Raw genomic sequence first — 20366 nt, forward strand, 5'->3', positions numbered from 1 at the left:
TCGCCCGGGCTTTACAGTCCGAGCGTCGCCGCGATCTTTGGCGCGGCTTCATGCCAATCCTCGACGACAACGATGTCGTCGGACGCGGGCGGCAGGAATGTGCGCAGCGAATTGTCGGCCATCAGATTGAACAGATGCACGTCGGCAACGGCATTGCGCGCCGATACAAGATTGGACGGCTGGTCGTCGACGAAGGCCACCGGGCGGCCCTTGTTGCCGCGCAGCTTCGCCACCGCCGGGCCTTTGGCCATTTCGGTGGTCAAAAGCGGATAGTTCAGTCCGAGAGCGTCAAGATGGGCGCGGCGGACCGCGCGATGTTTGTGCGGCATAGCTGTCAGCATGACAATCTCGGCGCGATCACCGAGCGCCGCCAGCGCCTCCGCGGCGCCATCGGTGATGCCCTGCCAGTCGGCCTGGGCTTGAAAAAACGCGTCCAAAAGTGCCGTGACCTCCGCCTGTTCGACCAATCGTCCGCTTGCCTGTTCGGCAATGTTGCCGGTGAGGCGAAAGGAGGCCAGCGTCAGGCCGAAGCCGCGTGAGAGAAGAAAGCGCGGGAACGGCCGGATGAATTCGAGCACGACATCGTCGACGTCGAGCACCAGCAGCGGCCGATCGTCGGAGGCAAGCTCCTCTATCTGCCGCGCTGTTTCCGGATCATCGCTCATATCGAATGCTCATGATTGTCGTCGCCGAGCGGAAGCGCTCGCAAGGCCTTGCCGACTGAGGCCGGCGGCGTGCCGGTTTCCTCGGCGAAGCGCAACAAGGTCGGCTCATGGGCGAGAATGAACTGCAGCACGCCGGCCAGGAAACCCGGCTCGCTTGCCGCTCGCCTGACGGAATGCGCTTCGATGCCTGTGATCGCCAGGAAGCGCGGCAGAAGTTCCGGGTCGGCGGCGACGAAGCCCAATGCCTTCACAGCAATGGTTTCGGCCTCCTCGCGCATTGACGCTGCGTTTGCCATCGTTACCTTTTGGTTGCGGATTGAGTCTCTGTTCCGCAAGTAAGCGCAAGCGTCGCTTGCGGCAAGCCATCACCCTCTCAGAGGTGGAATCCGAACAGCTTTTCCGGCCGCCGGTTTCCGTTTCGTCAATCATATTGGCGTAAAGTGGATTTGGGTTGGGTGCGATCCGGCAAGGACGCATGACGGCTGTCTTGAGACAGAAGGCCGTCGGGACGGGAAATCGATGCCTAAGAAGGTCATGATCGTCGAGGACAACGAGCTCAATATGAAGCTCTTTCGGGACCTCATCGAAGCGAGTGGATACGACACGGTACGCACGCGCAACGGCCTGGAAGCGCTGGATCTGGCGCGCCAGCACCGGCCGGATCTTATTTTGATGGATATCCAACTGCCCGAAGTATCGGGCCTGGAAGTGACCAAATGGCTGAAAGAGGACGATGACCTCCACTCCATTCCGGTCATTGCCGTCACCGCCTTCGCCATGAAGGGCGACGAGGAACGCATCCGCCAAGGCGGTTGCGAGGCGTATATTTCCAAGCCGATCTCGGTGCCGCGCTTCATCGAAACCATCAAATCCTACCTGGGCGATGCCTGATGTATACCTCCACCTGCCGAGCCGGAGCCTTGTGAGATGACCGCGCGGATCCTCGTCGTCGACGACATCCCTGCCAATGTGAGGCTGCTCGAGGTCCGGCTGCTCGCCGAATATTTCGAAGTGCTGACCGCCTCGAACGGGCTGGACGCCATCGAGACCTGCGAAAACGGCAAGGTCGATGTCGTGCTGCTCGACGTAATGATGCCCGACATGGACGGGTTCGAGGTTTGCAAGCGACTGAAGAGCGACCCGGCGACGTCACATATCCCGGTCGTCATGATCACCGCGCTCGACCAGGTTTCGGACCGTGTGCGGGGTCTCGAGGCCGGCGCCGACGATTTCCTGACCAAGCCGGTCAATGATCTGCAGCTGATGACGCGCGTCAAAAGCCTGGTCAGGCTGAAGTCGCTGACCGACGAATTGCGCCTACGCGCCTCGACCACCCGCAACATCGGCATAGAGGAGCTTTTGAGCCGCAGCTTCGCTTCCGAAGACGCCATGCCGAAAGTTCTTTTGATCGACGAGCGCAAATCCTCCTTCGAGCGCATCCAGAAGATGCTGCGCGGCGGGGTGGACCTGGACATCGCCGCCGATCCGCATGCTGGGTTCTTCCAGGCCGCCGAGACGCCCTATGAGTGCGTGATGATCTCGACCGCCTTCACCGATTTCGATCCGCTGCGACTCTGCTCGCAGTTGCGCTCGCTCGATCGCACGCGCTTCCTGCCGATCATCCTGCTGGCGGAGGAAGGGGAAGAGGGACGCATCATCCGTGGCCTCGAACTCGGCATCAACGATTATCTGATGCGGCCGATCGACCAACAGGAACTGACGGCGCGGCTGCGCACTCAGGTGCGCCGCAAGCGCTACAACGACCAACTCCGCGCCAGCGTCGCCCAGACCATCGAAATGGCGGTTACCGACGGGCTGACCGGGCTGCACAACCGCCGCTACCTCGACAGCCACCTGCAGACGCTGTTCGATCGCGCCGTGGCGCGGCGGCGGCCGCTCTCGTTGATGATCACTGACCTCGATCGCTTCAAGACCATCAACGACACGCATGGCCATGACGGCGGCGACGACGTCCTGCGCGAATTCGCGCGGCGGCTGCGCAAGAATGTGCGCGGCATCGACCTTGCCTGCCGCTTCGGCGGCGAGGAGTTCGTCGTGGTGATGCCGGATACCGACGGCGCTGTCGCCGAAAAGGTCGCCGAACGCATTCGCGCTGAAATCGCCCAGACGCCTTTTGCCATCGGCCATGAGGGCAAGGCGATCGAAGTCACCGTCAGCGTCGGCGTGTCGTCGGTGCTGAAGGGAGCGGATACGGTGGCAGCGCTGATGAAGCGCGCCGACCTTGCGCTCTACGAAGCCAAGAGCGGCGGCCGCAACCGCGTCGTCGCCAAGGCCGCGTAGCCCCACCGTCAATTGTCCAGTCAACAGGGTTAGGAATTTACCTTAATCCAAGCGATTCGCGAGGCTTGGTTAAGAAACTGTTGATTTTCATAAGCTCTTGCGCAAATGTGCTGCACAGACCAAGACGACACCGGCACGAGGGTAGACTGCCGGATCGATCCGAAAAATACCCCATGATGCTCAGGTCCGCCGCATCTCCTGGGTCCGTGGGGTCGGCCGGCCGGCGCTGGCACATAGTGGCCTCCTCGTACCGCTGCCAAACGCCGACCGGCCCCCAAATTTCCCAAATCAGGATCCCATGCAAAGCACCCGGAAGTTTCGGGTTTTTGAGCCTTGAAAACAAAAACGCCGCCCACAGGGGCGGCGTTTTTGGCAGTGAAGCAGGAAACCGGATTACTTGATCTTGGTTTCCTTGAATTCGACGTGCTTCTTGGCGACCGGATCATATTTGCGGAACGACAGCTTGTCCGTCTTGGTGCGGCTGTTCTTGCTGGTCACGTAGAAGAAACCGGTGTCGGCGGTCGACAGAAGCTTGATCTTGATGTTTGCGGCTTTGGCCATGATATCAGTCCATTAATGTTCGTGGAGTTTTGGCCGCTGGAGCACGGGGAAACACCCGGACGCGGGAAACTTGGCGCGACACATAAAGAACGCGCCCGGAAAGTCAAGCCCAGCAGCTTTTGGTGTCGGCTCATACTCAAAAGCCGCCGCAAGCATCTGAGCCAACTGGCGACCGGATGTTCCCGGTCAGGCTTGTTCCTTGACCGATGGGGCCCTCTTCCAGTCTCCCGTCGTGTTCCACCACCGGTGCGGGTTGGAGCGGTCGTCGAGGCCCTTGGAGCGGCTGGCGAGCAGCGGCTGAATGCGGATCACCGGTTCCTCATAACTATGCGCCTGGTAGATCGCCTCGACGACACGGGCGGCCAGCCCTTGGTCATCGGGCAATTCGAATGACACCTCGACCGTGCCTGGCCGTTGCCGCAACACCGTCTCGGCACCGGCGGCCGCACTTTCGAGCGGCCTGTAACGTTCGACGCCACCAGCCGACTGGAACGCATTGCTGTCATAGTTGCCCATGCCGAGCGGGGTGATGGCAACCACTGCGTCCATGATGCGGTCGACGTCGACGACCGGCGCCTGAAAGCTGACAAGCAGCAGCAATTCCATCCGCACGGACCTGGTTTCAAAGCCGCTATCGATCATGTGACGTCTCCCTGCTGATGGTACGCAAAAATCAAAGTGCTACGGCGTCCTGCGCATCCCAAAGGACACGCGGCGCTGTAGGGAAGGATTATATAGCCGGGTGCTGCTGACACGGTGATGTCAGCAGTGTCATGCCTTGAGGCGTTTGATTCGAACTGCGCTTAGAGGATTTTTCGGACGAGCCTGACGCCGACCAGCGCGATATAAACAGCGAAGAACAGACCGAGCGACCAGCCGAAGCCGGAGGGGCCGAAAACGTCCATGCCGATGCCGATCGCCTGTGGGCCAAGCACCATTCCGACGCCATAGCAGAGCACGAAGGCGGCGTTGGCTGAGGCCAGTTCGTGGCCGGAAAGCTGCGAGCCGAGATGGGCAAGGCCGATCGTATACATGGCTGCCACGACGCCGCCCCATACGAACAGCAGCGCGGCCATCAGGTGCCAGTTCTGCGCGAACAATGGCATGAAAGCCGTGCCGGCAAACCCGACGGTGGCGCAGGCCAGAAGCAGATGGCGGCGGTCACTGACACGATCGCTGATCATGCCGATCGGAATCTGCAAGAGCACATTGCCAAGGCCGATCATGGTGAGCAGAAGCGCTGCATCGGCCTCGGAATAGCCGATGCGGTTGCCATAGACCGGAAACAGCGCGAAGCCGCCGGTCTCGACCGCACCGAACACCAGCACCGCGGCGGTCGCGGTCGGCACCATCCAGATATAGCGCAGGAAATTGCTAGTTTCGCCGTCGGTAATGATCGTCGGGCTCTCGTTGCGCGCTGCCAGAACCGGAATGGCCGCCAGCGTCACCAGCGCTATGGTGACGCCGAAGGGCAGGAAGCCGGTGCTGCCCAAATGCGCAAACAGCCACGGCCCTGCGGCAAAGCCGAGCGACAGCACGGTGGCGTAGATGCCGAGGACCAGGCCGCGCCGATGCGGCGGCGCCGAGGTGCTGATCCAGAATTCCGACAGGATGAACAGAACCGTCAGCGCGATATGCAGCAGGACGCGCAACGGAAACCACATCCAGAAGTCTGGCGCGAAATGGAAGCCGACAAAGGCCAGCGCCCCTGCGACGATCATGGCAAGCATCGTCCAGGCGACGCCGAACCGCATAGCGAGCGGGGTGGCAAGCGGCGCGCCAGCAATCGAGGCTATGCCGGCGACAGCGGTGTTGAGGCCGATCATCGAGGCTGAGTGGCCGCGCGTTTCGAGGATGACGCTGAGCAACGGCATGCCGAGGCCAATGGCGATGCCGACAACGCTGATCGACGAGATCGCGGCGATCATCGGCAGCCAGTGTACGCGTTCGTCGCCCTGTTGCTGGGTATCGACCGTCATGAGATGCCTGAATTACCTATAGAATTTCGCGGACGAAGTGGTTGCGGACAAGCCGATAGAACGGCACGGATCCACCGGGGCGCAGCAGCGGGTCGTCGGCGAGCCGCCTTTCCAGCTCCTCCAGGATAGTTCTGGTGATATCAGGAATATCGGCCTGCCTGGCCTTGGCAAGCGGTAGCCAGACCAGCTCCTCCAACTCGTTGGTCGGGCCGCTCTCCGGCAGTTCCACGGCGACATCGCTGCGCCAGGCACTGAGGAAGCGCGTATCGAAACGGCGCACCCGGTTCGGTGGCGTGATGGCGCGCGCTATGAAGCGCAGCGCTTCCAGCGAGGGCCTTACACCGTACTCGACAAAGCCCTGCCAGCCGTGCCCGGTTGTCGCGAAGGCGCCTTTCTGGCCGATCAGCAGGCCGGCTTCCTCATAGGTCTCGCGGATCGCCGAAAGCGCAATGGCGCGGGCGCGGGCCGGGCTTGTGCGGCCAACGCCTGCTGTCAGATTCGCTTCTTCCTCAGGATGCAGCGCGGCGGCAACGGGAATGCGGCTGTCGGCCGGATCGGTGCGGCCACCGGGAAAGACGAACTTCCCCGGCATGAAAGCGTGACGGGCGTGGCGCCTGCCCATCAAAACGAGGACCTCATCGCCCTTGCGGTCGAGCAGGATGAGTGTCGCGGCGTCACGCGGCCGTATCGGCCGGGCGTGAAGCGGGATCTCGCTCAGCCCAACCTTGTCGACTTCCGCCTTGGTCATCCCGTCCATACGCTCGACCCAGTGCATGTTGCCCAAAAGTGCGTAGCAGTCTTGGGACAACGACATGCATGAAAACAAAGATCTGAAGCGCGCCGCGTGAATCCCGTCATATGCGGCGCGCTTTAGCGGAAACTTCTCTCATGCGAAAGTGGCGGTCAGCCATCGCCGATTGCACCAGCCCCGGTTTCAAGCTTCGGGGTGGTGCTCGATCACGTCCGCTTCGCCACCGAAGCCGTGCATATAGAGCGCCCATTGCAAGCCGATGACAGCGCCCTTGACCGGCTGCAGCAGTACGACCGCCAGCAGGATGGTCAGCGGCACCCAGATGGCAATATGCTGCCAGGTGGAGAGCGTGGAAGTCGCCTCGATGCCCATGAAGGCGCCGAGTACGATGTGGCCGACGATGACCACGACGAGATAGGCGGGCAGGTCGTCGGCGCGGTGGTGAAAAAGCTCTTCGCCGCAGTGATCGCATCTGTCGACGGTCTTGACGAAGGCGCGAAACAGCTTTCCCTCGCCGCAATGCGGGCAGCGGCCGAGCAAGCCGCGCTTCATCGCCGTCCATAGCGGGCGGGCGACCCGGCCCGAGTTATGTTCGCCGCCGAAAACCTGCTGTTCCAATCCCAGTTCCTTCGGCATCATCGTCTCCTGTTGCGTGGCCCCGGTCGCGATTGCGACGCGCGGCCCCGCGACTTCTGGCCCTTGGCCTTGTGAAACGACCGTTTGGAGCCGGGCAGCGGCTTCGGGTCGGTCAGCATCTCGAAACGCATCGCACCAGCCATGGGCGCCACCTCGATGAGGCGCACCTCGACACGGTCGGCAAGCTGATAGCCCTTGCCGGTGCGTTCTCCGAAAAGCGATCGGGCTGTTTCGTCGTATATATAGTAATCGCCGTCCAGGCTTGACACCGGAATGAAACCATCTGCGCCATACTGCGGTAATTGGACAAATAGTCCCGATTTGGTGACGCCCGAGATGCGCGCGTCGAAGCGGTCGTTGACGCGCTCTGCAAGATAGGCTGCGATCAGCCGGTCGACCGTGTCGCGCTCTGCGGCCATGGCGCGGCGCTCGGTGGCTGAGATCAGCGCCGAAACCTCTTCCAGCCGCTCCGCCTCATCCTGCGTCAGCCCGCCTGGACCGAAACCGAGTGCAGCTATCAGCCCGCGATGCACGATCAGGTCGGCATAGCGGCGGATCGGCGAGGTGAAATGCGCGTAGCGCTTCAGATTGAGGCCAAAATGGCCGATGTTGCTGGGTGAATACTCTGCCTGCATCTGCGTGCGCAGTACCACCTCGTTGACCAACCCCTCATTGTCGGCGCCGCGTACGCGATCCAGAATGCCGTTGAACTGGTTCGGCCGCATCTGCGCGCCGCGCGCCAGCGACAGGCCGAGCGTCTGCAGGAACTCGCGCAGCGATTCCTGCTTGGCGAGCGAAGGCGCATCGTGGATACGGTAGACCAGCGCCTGCCGCTTCGCCTCCAGCGTCTCGGCAGCCGCAACATTGGCCTGGATCATGAACTCTTCGATCAGCTTGTGGGCGTCGAGCCGCTCTGGCACGATGACCTTATCGACGGTGCCGTCTTCCTTGAGCAGAATTTTCCGCTCTGGCAGTTCGAGCTCGAGCGGCTGGCGTGCCTCACGGCCGCGCTTCACGACGGCGTATGCATCCCATAGCGGCTTCAGCACCGTATCGAGAATTGGACCGGTCTTGTCGTCCGGCGCGCCGTCGATCGCGGCTTGCGTCTGCGAGTAGGCGAGCTTTGCCGCCGACTTCATCATGATGCGGTGGAACGAATGCCTGAGCTTGCGGCCGTCGGCTGCGAAAATCATGCGGACTGCCAACGCGGGACGGTCCTGGGCTTCGCGCAGCGAACAAAGGTCATTGGAGATGCGCTCCGGCAGCATCGGCACGACGCGATCCGGGAAGTAGACCGAATTGCCGCGCTTCAGCGCCTCGCGGTCGAGCGCGGTGCCATAGCGGACATAAGAGGCGACATCGGCAATCGCCACGGTGACCACCACGCCGCCGGGGTTCTTTTCATCCATGTCAGGTGTGGCGAATACCGCATCGTCATGGTCCTTGGCGTCGGCCGGATCGATGGTGACCAGCGGCAGGTCACGCCAGTCCTCGCGGCCGGCGAGCGTCGCCGGCTTGGCCGCGTCCGCCTCTGCGATGACGTCCGCCGGAAAAATGTGGGGGATATCGTGCGCGTGAATGGCGATCATCGAGACCGCCTTTTCGCTGGTCAGCGACCCCAGCACCGCCAGCACCTTGGCTCTGGGTAGCCCGTAGCGGGAGGCCCGCGCCGGCTCGACCTCGACCAGATCGCCGTTCTTGGCACCGTTCTGGAATTCCTTGTCGACGACCAGTTCAGGCTGGCGCCGTTCTACCGGCTCGATCCGGAACGTGCCGTCCTTCAGCACGCGAAAAACGCCGAGCACGGCTTCGGTGCGCTTCTCGAAGATCTTCATTACCCGTCCGGTGTAGGCGGGGCCCGTAGGGTCGTCGGTCGGGAAGGTCTTGGCCAGCACGCGGTCGCCGATGCCGGGTGTCGGGCCGCCGCCACCACGCGATACGCGAATGGAAACCACGGGCGGCTCGCCGGCGCCGGTGTATTCGGTTGGATGCGCCAGCAGCACGCCATCGCTGTCGCGGCCAAAGATATCGAGCACGGCGACGTGAGGCACCGCGCCGGCACGGGTGAGCCGCTTGCGCTCCTTGGTCAGCAGGCCCTCGTCCTGGAGGTCGCGTAAGATGTCCTTCAGCCAGATTCGATCCTGGCCGCGCAGCGCAAATGCCTTGGCGATGTCGCGTTTTCCGGAGCGATCCGGATTTTCTGCAATGTAACGCAGGATTTCGTCGCGGGACGGCCTGTAGTCGTCCCTGACCTTGGCGCGGGTATCGGCGGTGCGCAAATCGCCGTGGCTTCTTCCGGAAATCCTGCGCGCCACGCCGTCCTATCCCTTTTTCTTGGCCGCCGGTTTTTTGGCAGCAGTGGTTTTTTTGGCAGCTGGGGCCGCCTTGCGGAAGGGTTTTCTGCCGCCATTGCCGCCCTTGGCTTCCTTCTCGGCAATCAGCGCCATCGCGTCCTCGATCGTCACAGACTGCGGGTCCTTGCCCTTCGGCAGCGTTGCATTGATCTTGCCGAAATTCACATAGGGCCCGTATTTGCCGTCGCGCACGACGATCTTGCCGCCGCCGGCGGGATGCTCGCCAAGCTCCTTCAGGGCAGCAGGCGTGCCGCCATTGCGGCCGTTCTTGCCCTTCGCTTGCTTCTCGGCAATCACCGACACGGCGCGATTGAGCCCGATCGAGAACACGTCCTCGATGTTGTCGAGATTGGCATAGGTGCCGTCATGCAGCACGAAAGGACCGTAGCGGCCGAGCCCGGCCGAGATCATCTTGCCGGACTCCGGATGCTTGCCGACGTCGCGCGGCAGTGACAGCAAGGCCAACGCCTTCTCATGATCGATCGAATCGACCGTCCAGCCCTTGGGCAGGCTGGAACGCTTGGCTTCCTTGCCGTCGCCGCGCTGGATATAGGGGCCGAAGCGCCCACTGCGCAACGTGATCTCCTCGGCCGTGTAAGGGTCCTTGCCGAGCACCTTGGTGCCGTCCTCGCCGTTGCCGTTCTCGCCATTGGGATTGGCGGCGTCGCCAAGCTGGCGGGTGAACGAGCATTCGGGATAGTTGGAGCAACCGACAAAGGCGCCGAACTTGCCGAGCTTCAGCGACAGGTTGCCGGTGCCGCATTTCGGGCAGATGCGCGGATTGGAGCCGTCCTCGCGCGTCGGAAAGACCAGCGGCGCCAGTTCCTCATTGAGCGCGTCGAGCACGTCGGTGACGCGCAACTCCTTGATGTCGGCGACCGCGCCGGAAAAATCTTTCCAGAAATCGCGCAGCACATCCTTCCAGGCAAGCTTGCCGTCGGAAATCTCGTCGAGTTTTTCCTCGAGCGAGGCGGTGAAGTCATATTCGACGTAACGTTCGAAGAAGCTTTCAAGGAAGGCCGACAACAGCCGGCCCTTGGCCTGCGGCACCAGCTTGCGCTTGTCGATGGTGACATACTCGCGGTCCTCAAGGGTCTTGAGGATCGCCGTGTAGGTCGACGGCCGGCCGATGCCGAGCTCTTCCAGCTTCTTGATCAGCGTGGCTTCCGAATAGCGCGGCGGCGGTTCGGTGGTGTGCTGGGTGGCGTTGATCGCCTGCCGAGCGAGGTGCTCGCCGGCCAGGATCTCGGGCAGACGGCGGTTCTCTTCGTCTTCCGCATCCTCGTCCTTCTGCTCGGTGTAGGCGGCAATGAAACCGTCGAAGCGAACAACCGAGCCGACGGCGCGCAGCTCCGCGGTGCGGGCACCGTTGACCGCTTCGATCTCGACCGTGGTGCGTTCGATCTCGGCCGGCTGCATCTGGCTGGCTATGGCGCGTTTCCAGATCATCTCGTAGAGCCGCGCCTGGTCGGCGTCGAGATACTGCCTGACCGAAGCCGGCGAGCGCATGAAATCGGTCGGGCGGATCGCTTCGTGGGCCTCCTGGGCGTTCTTGGCCTTGACGGAATAGAGGCGGGGCTTTTCCGGCAGGTATCTGGGGCCGAATTCCTTGCCGATCGCATCGCGCGCGGCAGAGATCGCCTCTGGTGCCATCTGCACGCCGTCGGTTCGCATATAGGTGATAAGGCCGGTAGCCTCGCCTCCGATGTCCATGCCTTCATAGAGCCGCTGCGCCACCTGCATGGTGCGGTTGGCCGAAAAGCCGAGACGCGAGGAGGCGGCCTGCTGCAGCGTCGAGGTGGTGAAGGGCGGGCCGGGATTGCGCTTGGTCGGCTTGGCTTCGACCGACAGCGCCTTGAAGGTCGCCCCTTCGAGCATGGCCTTGATGTCGTCGGCCTGCGCCTTATTGGAAATGTCGAGCTTTTGCAGCTTCTTGCGCTCGAAGGCGGTCAGCCGCGCCTCGAAGCTTTCGTTGCGCGGCGTGCCGAGGATGGCGGCGATCTGCCAGTACTCCTCGCGGATGAAGCGCTCGATCTCCAATTCGCGATCGCTGACGAGACGCAATGCCACGGACTGGACGCGGCCGGCCGAGCGGGCACCCGGCAGCTTGCGCCACAGAACGGGGGAAAGCGTGAAGCCGACCAGATAGTCGAGCGCGCGGCGAGCCAGATAGGCATCGACCAGCGGCGCGTCGATCTGGCGCGGATTGGCCATCGCTTCCAGCACGGACGACTTGGTGATGGCGTTGAAGACAACGCGGCTGACCGGCTTGTCCTTCAGAGCGCGCTTCTGCTTCAGCACTTCCAGGACATGCCAGGAGATCGCTTCGCCCTCGCGGTCCGGATCGGTGGCAAGGATCAGGCCGTCGGCGTCCTTGACCGCCTTGGCGATGTCGGCCAGGCGCTTGCCCGAGGCGGTGTCGACGGCCCAGGACATGGCGAAATCCTCGTCCGGGCGCACCGAGCCGTCCTTGGCCGGCAGATCGCGGACGTGGCCGAACGAGGCCAGAACCTTATAGTTCTTTCCGAGGTACTTGTTGATTGTCTTCGCCTTGGCCGGCGATTCGACGACGACGACGTCCATGAGGTCTCATATCAGCTGTAATGCGGCAGAAGAATTCCGCTGCGCGCGACGAAATCTCGTTCAATGTGTCGCTCACATGGCCGCGCTTTTGCATTCGGTCAAGAGGAGGCGCCCAAAATGCAGCCCGCATCGGGAGCACAACCGGAAGGCGCATCATGTAATATACGCAATCCTGGATAAGGAACGTGGACTGCCCTGGTCGTTGGACAAGCCAACAATGAAATCCTGGAGAACGGGGGCAAACTCTTCCTGGACATAAGAGAAACATTGATCACGCGCCAGCCCCCGGCGACGCTCGCGAAGGGCGGCCGGTGAGCGTTCAGCAAAAGAGGTACTTGGGAGAAAGCTGGCCGCTGGGGTGCCTGGAGCAAGGCCCGGCGACCACCCGATTTCCCGCCGGCCGGGCGGGACCTCGGCTCAAAGGGTCAATCGGCCTTGACGACGTGCCAGACATCGCCAACGCCGTCGCCGGTCATGTCGCCTGCCTTCTTGTCCTTGACGAAGGTGTAGACGGGCTTGCCGTCATAGGCCCACATCCTGGTGCCGTCGGTACGGTCGACGATTGTCCATTCGTCGTCCGCCTTCGCGCCCGCCGCGGCCTTCAATGGCGGCCAGTTGGTGGCGCATTTGTCGTAGCAGTTCGACTTGCCCTTCTCATCCTTGTCATAGCTATAAAGCGTCATGCCGGTGGCGTCGGTGTAGATCCTGGTGCCGCCAACATCAGCTTCCTTCCATGCCTCGGCGGCAAAGGATACGGCGGTGCCGAGCAAAAGCGCGGCGAGGCCAACTGTTATCGATTTCATGGAAACCTCCCTGTGTGATCCGAAGAAGCGCGCGGGAAAATCGCGGCCTCGTTGGATCAAACGCTGTCTGGCGGCCCTTTCATCCCGCCAATCTTTCCAGCAAGGCGACGACTTGCCACGCAATGGTGATTGGCGGACAAGCCTATGCTTCGTTATATCGGCGCCGGAACGTTTTGGAGCACTTGATGGCATTGGATATCGGCTATGTCAGCGCGATCGGGGCAGGGGCGATCTCGTTCCTGTCGCCTTGCGTGCTGCCGCTGGTACCACCCTATCTCTGCTACATGGCCGGCGTGTCGGTGGAGGATTTTCGCGGTGAGGCTGGCGTCACGGCACGCGAAGGCGCGCGCGGCGCGCTGCTCTATGCCTCGCTCGCCTTCGTGCTCGGCTTCTCGACCGTCTTCGTTGCGCTCGGCGCCGGCGCCTCGACCATCGGCCATCTGTTGCGCGTCTGGCAGGAGCCGCTGGCCATGGCAGCCGGCGTGCTCATCATCCTGATGGGTCTGAATTTTCTCGGTATATTGCGCATCCCGTTGCTTTCACGCGAGGCGCGTTTTCAGTCGCAGGGCAAACCGGCCAGCCTGATCGCCGCCTATGTCATGGGTCTCGCCTTCGCTTTCGGCTGGACGCCCTGCATCGGCCCGGTGCTGGGGCCGATCCTGACGCTTGCCGGCGGCCGCGAGACGGTGGGCGAGGGCGCGCTGCTGCTCGCCGCCTATTCGCTCGGCCTCGGCATCCCGTTCCTGATCGCGGCGCTGTTTTCCGGCGCCTTCATGCGCTTCCTCGGAAAATTCCGCGTCCATCTCGGCCGTGTCGAAAAAGCCATCGGCGCGCTGCTGGTCGTTGCCGGCGTCTTTTTCCTCACCGGTGGCGTGCAGGCCGCATCCTACTGGTTGCTGGAAAACTTCCCGGCGCTGGGGCAGCTTGGATAGTTTTTGGGACCGGCGTGGGCCCGACCGGCGCGTCGGATCGGTCTTTTGACCTACTGATTAAAAGTCACTTGCCCCACCATCTCACCGGAATTTAACCGCATTGGTGCAGCATGGCGGCCAATGCTAGACATGCCTTGATTCCCAACCCTTTCATACGGTTGCCATTCCATGAGTCAGAGAAGCTGCCTGTCCGTCATCCTCGCCGCCGGCGAAGGCACGCGCATGAAGAGCGCTATGCCGAAAGTGCTGCACCCGATCGCCGGCCTGCCGATGGTTACCCATGTCGTGAAAGCCGCCGAAGCCGCCGGCAGCGGCGATCTGGCGCTGGTGATCGGCCATGGGGCGGAGGAGATGCGCAAGGCGGCAGCAAAGTTCGCGCCGAAGGCCGCAACTTTCGTCCAGGAAAAGCGCCTCGGCACCGCACACGCCGTGCTGGCGGCACGCGATGCGATATCAAGGGGTTATGACGACATCCTAGTAATGTTCGGCGATACGCCGCTGATCGACCCGGACGCGCTCAGCGTGGCGCGGCGGAAGCTGGCGGAAGGCGCTGCCGTGGTTGTGGTCGGCTTCCGCACGCCCAATCCTTCAGGTTATGGGCGGCTGATCGAGAGGGGCGGTAAGCTCGTCGCCATCCGCGAGGAGAAGGACTGCTCCGAGGAGGAGAAGAAAATCACCTTCTGCAACGGCGGGCTGATGGCGGTTGCCGGCGGGCAGGCGCTGAAGCTGCTCGAAGCGGTCGGCAACAAGAACGCCAAGGGCGAATACTATCTTACCGACATTGTCGAGATCGCCGGCATGCAAGGCCTCGTTGTCGTCGCCACGCAGGCGAGCTTCGAGAACGCGCTCGGCATCAACAACCGTGCCGAACTTGCCGAGGCGGAAGGCATCTGGCAGACGCGCCGTCGGCGCCAGGCCATGCTCGACGGCGTGACGCTGATTGTGCCCGAAACCGTGTTCTTCTCGCACGACACCGAGATCGGCGCCGACACGGTCGTCGAGCCCAATGTGTGGTTCGGGCCGGGCGTGAAGATCGCCACTGGCGCGAAGATCCATGCCTTCAGCCACATCGAGGGCGCCACCATCGCGTCGAACTGCGATATCGGGCCGTTCGCGCGGCTGCGGCCTGGTGCCGACCTGAAGCAGAAGGCCAAGGTCGGCAATTTCTGCGAGGTCAAACAGGCAACGATCGAGGAAGGCGCCAAGGTCAACCACCTAACCTATATCGGCGATGCGCGGGTCGGCGCCGGCGCCAACATCGGCGCCGGTACCATCACCTGCAATTATGACGGCTATTCAAAATTCTTCACCGATATCGGCGAGGGCGCCTTCGTCGGCTCGAATTCGTCGCTGGTGGCGCCTGTTACAATCGGCAAGGGCGGCTATATCGCTTCCGGCAGCGTCATCACCGAAAGCGTGCCCAACGATGCGTTGGCCTTCGGCCGCGCCCGCCAGCGGACGCTGCCAGGCAAGGGCAAGGAGTTGCGCGAACGCTTTGCCTCGGCTGCGGCAGCGAAGAAGAAGTGAAATCCGAAGGATTGCAGTAACCCGATTGCAAGTGCAGTCTGTAATGGTGCATCCGTGCAAGACTGTTCCGGCTGATACGGGACGAAATGCAATGTGACTTTCACGGCAAGCCGGCGATCCCTAAATAGCGCTGGGTTTCTGCTGGGAATGGGGGCAAACGGCCATGTGCGGTATCGTCGGAATTGTCGGCCACTCGCCGGTCGCGCCGCTCATCGTCGATGCGCTGAAAAGGCTCGAATATCGCGGCTACGACTCTGCCGGCGTCGCCACCATCGAGTATGGCCGGCTCGCCCGCCGCCGCGCCGAAGGCAAGCTGGTCAACCTCGAACGCCGGCTGAAGGACGAGCCGCTCGACGGCACGATCGGCATCGGCCATACGCGCTGGGCGACGCATGGCGTGCCGAACGAGACCAACGCGCATCCGCATTTCTCCGATGGCGTCGCCGTCGTCCACAACGGCATCATCGAGAATTTCGCCGAACTGCGCGACGATCTAACCCGCGACGGCTACACATTTTCATCGCAGACCGACACCGAGGTTGTCGCCCATCTGGTGGCGCGCGAACTGGCCAGGGGCCTCAAGCCGGTCGACGCCGCCCACCAGGCTCTGAAGCGGCTGGAAGGTGCCTTCGCCCTGGCCATCATGTTCAACGGCGACGAGGATCTGATTGTCGGCGCCCGCAACGGTCCGCCGCTGGCCGTCGGCCATGGCGACGGCGAGATGTTCCTGGGCTCTGACGCCATCGCGCTTGCCCCGTTCACCAATTCGATCACCTATCTGGAAGACGGCGACTGGGCGGTGGTGCGCCGCAACGAGGTCGCCATCTTCGACATGGACGGCAACAAGGTCGACCGCAAGCGCCAGCAGTCGCTCAGCACCAGCTTCATGGTCGACAAGGGCAACCGGCGCCATTTCATGGAAAAGGAAATCCATGAACAGCCGGAAGTGATCTCGCACACGCTGGCGCATTATGTGGATTTCGTCGGCGGCGTCTCGAAGCCGCTCGACCTGCCGTTCGATTTCGCCAAAATCAACCGGCTGGCGATTTCGGCTTGCGGCACCGCCTATCTGGCCGGGTTGATCAGCAAATACTGGTTCGAGCGCTATGCGCGGCTGCCCGTCGACATCGATGTTGCCTCCGAGTTCCGCTACCGCGAAATGCCGCTGTCGAAGAACGACGCCGCCTTCTTCATCTCGCAATCGGGCGAGACCGCCGACACGCTGGCCTCGCTGCGCTATTGCCGCAAGGCCGGGATGAAGATCGGCGCAGTCGTCAATGTGCGCGAATCGACGATGGCGCGCGAATCCGATGTGGTGCTGCCGACCCTGGCTGGCCCGGAGATCGGCGTCGCCTCGACCAAGGCCTTCACCTGCCAGCTGTCGGTGCTGGCCTCGCTTGCCGTGCGCGCGGGCGTGGCGCGCGGAACGATTTCGCGGGATCAGGAAACGAAACTGGTGCGCGAGCTGTCGGAAGCACCGCGCTATGCCAATCAAGTCCTGAAGCTCGACGGCCAAATCGAAAGGATCGCGCGGGAACTGTCGCGCTACAGCGATGTGCTCTATCTCGGCCGCGACACCAATTTCCCGCTCGCCATGGAAGGCGCGCTGAAGCTCAAGGAGATTTCCTACATCCACGCCGAAGGCTATGCCGGCGGCGAGCTGAAGCATGGGCCGATCGCGCTGATCGACGAAAACATGCCGGTCATCGTCATAGCCCCGCATGACCGTATCTTCGAAAAGACCGTGTCGAACATGCAGGAGGTGGCGGCGCGCGGCGGCAAGATCATCCTGATCACCGACAGCAAGGGCGCGGCGCAAGCAACGGTAAAGACGATGGAGACCATCGTCCTGCCAGATGTGCCGGAAATCATCTCGCCGATCATCTACGCGTTGCCGATCCAGATGCTCGCTTATTTCGCCGCCGTGTTCATGGGCACGGACGTCGACCAGCCGCGCAACCTGGCGAAATCGGTGACGGTGGAATAGGCGTTCTTTTAAAAATTTCGTAATTCCAAAGCGGGTTGCTGTTCACTAGTGTTGCGTTGCAAACAGCGCGCCGCGGTGAACCATGTCCGATGCTCCCAAAACCTCTGGCATGACCCGGCTGAGGAATTATTTCCTGACCGGCTTCGTCGTCTGCGCGCCGCTGGCGATCACCGCCTACATTGCCTGGTCCTTCATCGGCTGGGTCGATTCCTGGGTGAAACCCTATATTCCGGCACACTACAATCCTGACACCTATCTGCCGTTCCCAGTACCGGGTTTTGGGCTGATCGTCGCCTTGATCCTTGTCACCCTCATCGGCTTCATGACGGCCAATATCGTCGGCCGCGCCATCGTCTCCTTCGGTGAGCGCCTGCTCGGCCGGATGCCGCTGGTGCGCGGCATCTATCGTTCGCTGAAGCAGATTTTCGAAACCGTGCTGTCGAACAAGGGCGACATGTTCCGCCAGGTCGGCCTGGTCGAATATCCGCGCAAGGGCGTCTGGTCGCTGGTCTTCGTTGCCAACGAGAAGGAAACCGAGATTAACCAGAAGCTCGACCAGCAAGGCGACCCGCTGATCGCGGTATTCATGCCGTGCACACCGAACCCGACCACCGGGTTCCTGATGTATGTGCGGAAATCCGAGATCGTGCTGCTCGACATGACGATCGAGGACGGCGCCAAGCTGATCGTTTCGGCCGGCTTGGTGGCGCCCGAAGTCAAGCCGATGGTGACATTGAACGGCGAGGCGATCCACGCCTCGCTTGCAAATCCGCCGCTTGGCGCCGGGCCTCAGCCGGCGCGCAGGAGCCGCACGGCTTCGTCGCGGCCGAACAGATAAAGCAGCAGGCGCAGTGCCGTGCCGCGTTCGGACTGCAGTTCCGGATCGCGCGACAGGACCAGCCGTGCGTCGTCACGGGCGGCTTCGAGCAGGTCGGCATGCGCCTCGATGCGCGCCACCTGGAAGCCCGGCGTGCCGGACTGGCGGGTGCCGAGCAGCTCGCCTTCGCCACGCAGCTTGAGGTCCTCCTCGGCGATGCGAAAGCCGTCCTCGGTCTCGCGCATCACCGACAGACGGCGCTTTGCCGTCTCGCCAAGGGGGTCCTTGTAGAGCAGCACGCAGGACGAAGGCTTGTCGCCGCGGCCGACCCGCCCGCGCAACTGGTGCAGTTGGGCGAGGCCAAAGCGTTCGGCGTGCTCGATGACCATGATCGTCGCATCAGGCACATCGACACCGACCTCGATGACCGTGGTGGCGATCAGGATGCGGGTGTCGCCTTGCTTGAAGGCGCGCATGGCCGCGTCCTTTTCGGCGCCCTTCATGCGCCCGTGCACCAGACCGATCCGGTCGCCGAACAGCGGCTTCAGCGAAGCAAAGCGGTCCTCGGCCGACATCAGCTTTATCTCTTCGGATTCCTCGACCAGCGGACAGATCCAGTAGATCTTCTGGCCGTCGGAAACAGCGTCGAGCATGCGGCCAATCAGTTCGCCGAGCCGTTCGAGCGGCAGGGTGACGGTGCGGATCGGTTGGCGGCCAGCGGGTTTTTCGGTCAACTTCGACACGTCCATGTCGCCAAAAGCGGTCAGCACCAGGGTGCGCGGGATCGGCGTCGCCGTCATCACCAGCATGTCGGGCGCATCGCCCTTGGCGGTGATGGCAAGCCGCTGGTGGACGCCGAAACGGTGCTGTTCGTCGACGACGGCAAGGACGAGGTCGTGGAACGCAACCGTTTCCTGGAACAGTGCATGGGTGCCGACGACGATGTCGATGTCGCCATTGGCCAGGCCGGCCAACGTATCGGTGCGCTCACGACCCTTTTCGCGGCCGGTGAGGATGGCAAGGCGCAGGCCGGCTCGTTCCGCCAAAGGCGCAATCGTCGCAAAATGCTGGCGGGCCAGGATTTCGGTGGGCGCCATTAGTGCGGCCTGGCCGCCGGCCTCGACGGCGCGGGCCATGGCAAGCAGCGCGACAACAGTCTTGCCGGAGCCGACATCGCCTTGCAGCAGGCGCAGCATGCGTTCCGGGTCGCCGAGATCGGCATTGATTTCGGCAAGCGCCATTTCCTGTGAGGCTGTCAGCGAATAAGGCAGGGCATCGCGCAGCTTTTCGACGATGCGGCCGTCGCCGACCAGAGGCCGGCCCGACAGGCGGCGGACTTTTGCCCGCACCAGCGCCAGCGAGACCTGCCCCGCCAGCAGTTCGTCATAAGCGAGCCGCCGCCACGCCGCGCCATCGATGGAGAAATCGATCGGGTCGGACGGATTGTGGATGCGGGCCAGCGCGTCGCCAAAGGCCGGGAATGTCCGGCGGCGCATAAACGCGTCGTCCTGCCATTCGGGCAGCGCCGGCAAGCGGGCGAGCGCCTGGCCGATCGCCCGGCGCACTACTTTGCCTGAGAGCCCGGCGGTCAACGGATAGACCGGCTCGACCAGCGGCAGGTTTTCAGCCTCGCTAGCGAGTGCGATATGGTCGGGATGGACCATGGACGGGCGGCCGTTGAACCATTCCATGCGGCCTGAGACCACGACATGCTCGCCCACGGGCATCGCCTTTTCGAGATAGGCGGCATGGGCATGGAAGAAGGTGAGCGCGATCTCGCCGGTATCATCGTGGGCGTAGACCCGGTACGGCACCGACCTGTTGCCGCGCGGCGGCGGCTGGTGGCGGTCGATGCGAACGTCGAGGGTGACGATGGCGCCTTCGGCGGCAAGCGCGACGCCCGGCCGATTGCGGCGATCGATCACCGTATGGGGCAGGATGAACAAAAGATCGCCGGCGCGCGCGGGGCGGTCGCCAAGATCGGCGGCAACAACCTTCTCGATCAGCGCGCCGACCTTCGGCCCGACGCCGGCAAGCGAGGTGATCGGGACAAACAACGGATCGAGGAGGGAAGGACGCATGATGTCAGCTTATGTCGAGACAGCCGCAGCGCAAGGCTGACACCGTGCTCTATCCACGCTATATGCGCCGTTCACGACTTGGGATGCGGCACGATGACTGGAACGAGACGATCAAGCGAGGGGCTCGACGCCCGCCGCCGCAAGCTTCTGTTTCGTTCCTGGCATCGCGGCATGCGCGAGATGGACCTGATCCTCGGCAGCTTCGCCGATGCCGAGATTGGCACCTTGACCGAAGACGAAATCGACCAATATGACAGGCTCCTCGACATTTCCGACACCGAATTCCTGCCAATGGTCACCGGCGAGCGTCCGGTTCCGGCTGACATCGACTGTGCCGTCCTGCAAAGAATCCTGGCGTCGCGCCGGGCGATGACATTCTGACGTGATTT

18 protein-coding genes are annotated in these 20366 nt (G+C 62.8%); 7 read left to right on the plus strand and 11 right to left on the minus strand.

Features of this window, described 5'->3' with window-relative positions; translation table 11 throughout:
• Window positions 1-11: 11 nt before the first annotated feature.
• Entirely contained in the window at window positions 12-665 is a 654-nt protein-coding gene (locus EN859_RS12200; RefSeq protein ID WP_127851323.1) for a hypothetical protein, read from the minus strand.
• Entirely contained in the window at window positions 662-961 is a 300-nt protein-coding gene (locus EN859_RS12205; RefSeq protein ID WP_127851322.1) for a DUF3572 domain-containing protein, read from the minus strand. Before EN859_RS12205 ends, EN859_RS12200 begins: the two co-directional genes overlap by 4 nt.
• 223 nt (window positions 962-1184) lie before the next feature.
• Here EN859_RS12205 and EN859_RS12210 point away from each other — a divergent pair, with 223 nt between their 5' ends.
• Window positions 1185-1556, plus strand: a complete 372-nt coding sequence (locus EN859_RS12210; RefSeq protein ID WP_126059060.1) for a response regulator — start codon at window positions 1185-1187, stop codon at window positions 1554-1556.
• A 36-nt stretch (window positions 1557-1592) separates the two neighbouring features.
• Window positions 1593-2966 (plus strand): PleD family two-component system response regulator, encoded by a 1374-nt coding sequence (locus tag EN859_RS12215; RefSeq protein WP_127851321.1) that lies wholly within the window; start codon window positions 1593-1595, stop codon window positions 2964-2966.
• A 393-nt stretch (window positions 2967-3359) separates the two neighbouring features.
• Here the strand turns inward: EN859_RS12215 and rpmG are convergent, their stop codons facing one another.
• The 8 genes from rpmG to EN859_RS12260 form a co-directional block, all read right to left on the minus strand.
• On the minus strand, window positions 3360-3527 hold the full coding sequence (gene rpmG, locus EN859_RS12225; protein WP_006201775.1) for a 50S ribosomal protein L33: 168 nt from the start codon (window positions 3525-3527) through the stop codon (window positions 3360-3362).
• 186 nt (window positions 3528-3713) lie between these two features.
• Entirely contained in the window at window positions 3714-4169 is a 456-nt protein-coding gene (locus EN859_RS12230) for a hypothetical protein (RefSeq protein ID WP_127851320.1), read from the minus strand.
• A 161-nt stretch (window positions 4170-4330) separates the two neighbouring features.
• Window positions 4331-5506: an MFS transporter gene (locus EN859_RS12235; RefSeq protein ID WP_127851319.1), complete on the minus strand. Its 1176-nt coding sequence runs from the start codon at window positions 5504-5506 to the stop codon at window positions 4331-4333.
• Window positions 5507-5522: 16 nt separating this feature from the next.
• Entirely contained in the window at window positions 5523-6263 is a 741-nt protein-coding gene (locus EN859_RS12240) for an NUDIX domain-containing protein (protein WP_127851779.1), read from the minus strand.
• Window positions 6264-6440: 177 nt separating this feature from the next.
• On the minus strand, window positions 6441-6893 hold the full coding sequence (locus tag EN859_RS12245; protein ID WP_127851318.1) for a DUF983 domain-containing protein: 453 nt from the start codon (window positions 6891-6893) through the stop codon (window positions 6441-6443).
• Window positions 6893-9172, minus strand: a complete 2280-nt coding sequence (rnr, locus tag EN859_RS12250; protein WP_245525551.1) for a ribonuclease R — start codon at window positions 9170-9172, stop codon at window positions 6893-6895. The genes EN859_RS12245 and rnr overlap by 1 nt, the downstream gene beginning before the upstream one ends.
• Before the next feature lie 42 nt (window positions 9173-9214).
• A complete protein-coding gene (topA, locus tag EN859_RS12255) occupies window positions 9215-11830 on the minus strand; it encodes a type I DNA topoisomerase (RefSeq protein ID WP_127851316.1) in 2616 nt (871 codons plus the stop codon).
• Window positions 11831-12255: 425 nt separating this feature from the next.
• Window positions 12256-12633, minus strand: coding sequence for a hypothetical protein (locus EN859_RS12260; RefSeq protein ID WP_127851315.1), 378 nt, complete (start codon window positions 12631-12633; stop codon window positions 12256-12258).
• A 185-nt stretch (window positions 12634-12818) separates the two neighbouring features.
• Between EN859_RS12260 and EN859_RS12265 the strand changes: the two genes are divergently transcribed.
• The 4 genes from EN859_RS12265 to EN859_RS12280 all read left to right on the plus strand — a co-directional run bounded on the left by EN859_RS12265 (window position 12819) and on the right by EN859_RS12280 (window position 17917).
• Window positions 12819-13565 (plus strand): cytochrome c biogenesis CcdA family protein, encoded by a 747-nt coding sequence (locus tag EN859_RS12265; protein WP_127851314.1) that lies wholly within the window; start codon window positions 12819-12821, stop codon window positions 13563-13565.
• 168 nt (window positions 13566-13733) lie between these two features.
• Window positions 13734-15092: a bifunctional UDP-N-acetylglucosamine diphosphorylase/glucosamine-1-phosphate N-acetyltransferase GlmU gene (glmU, locus tag EN859_RS12270; protein WP_127851313.1), complete on the plus strand. Its 1359-nt coding sequence runs from the start codon at window positions 13734-13736 to the stop codon at window positions 15090-15092.
• Between the two features lie 163 nt (window positions 15093-15255).
• Window positions 15256-17079 carry a glutamine--fructose-6-phosphate transaminase (isomerizing) gene (gene glmS, locus EN859_RS12275; RefSeq protein ID WP_127851312.1) on the plus strand — a complete coding sequence of 608 codons (1824 nt, stop codon included), beginning with the start codon at window positions 15256-15258 and terminating at the stop codon, window positions 17077-17079.
• Window positions 17080-17161: 82 nt separating this feature from the next.
• Complete coding sequence (locus EN859_RS12280) at window positions 17162-17917, plus strand: DUF502 domain-containing protein (protein WP_127851311.1); 756 nt, start codon at window positions 17162-17164, stop codon at window positions 17915-17917.
• Here EN859_RS12280 and recG read toward each other — a convergent pair.
• Complete coding sequence (gene recG / locus EN859_RS12285; protein WP_127851310.1) at window positions 17869-19977, minus strand: ATP-dependent DNA helicase RecG; 2109 nt, start codon at window positions 19975-19977, stop codon at window positions 17869-17871. The genes EN859_RS12280 and recG overlap by 49 nt on opposite strands.
• 93 nt (window positions 19978-20070) lie before the next feature.
• Between recG and EN859_RS12290 the strand changes: the two genes are divergently transcribed.
• Entirely contained in the window at window positions 20071-20358 is a 288-nt protein-coding gene (locus tag EN859_RS12290; protein WP_127851309.1) for a succinate dehydrogenase assembly factor 2, read from the plus strand.
• Window positions 20359-20366 lie beyond the last annotated feature (8 nt).

It is taken from the genome of Mesorhizobium sp. M00.F.Ca.ET.216.01.1.1 (assembly GCF_004010325.2).
GTDB lineage: Bacteria > Pseudomonadota > Alphaproteobacteria > Rhizobiales > Rhizobiaceae > Mesorhizobium.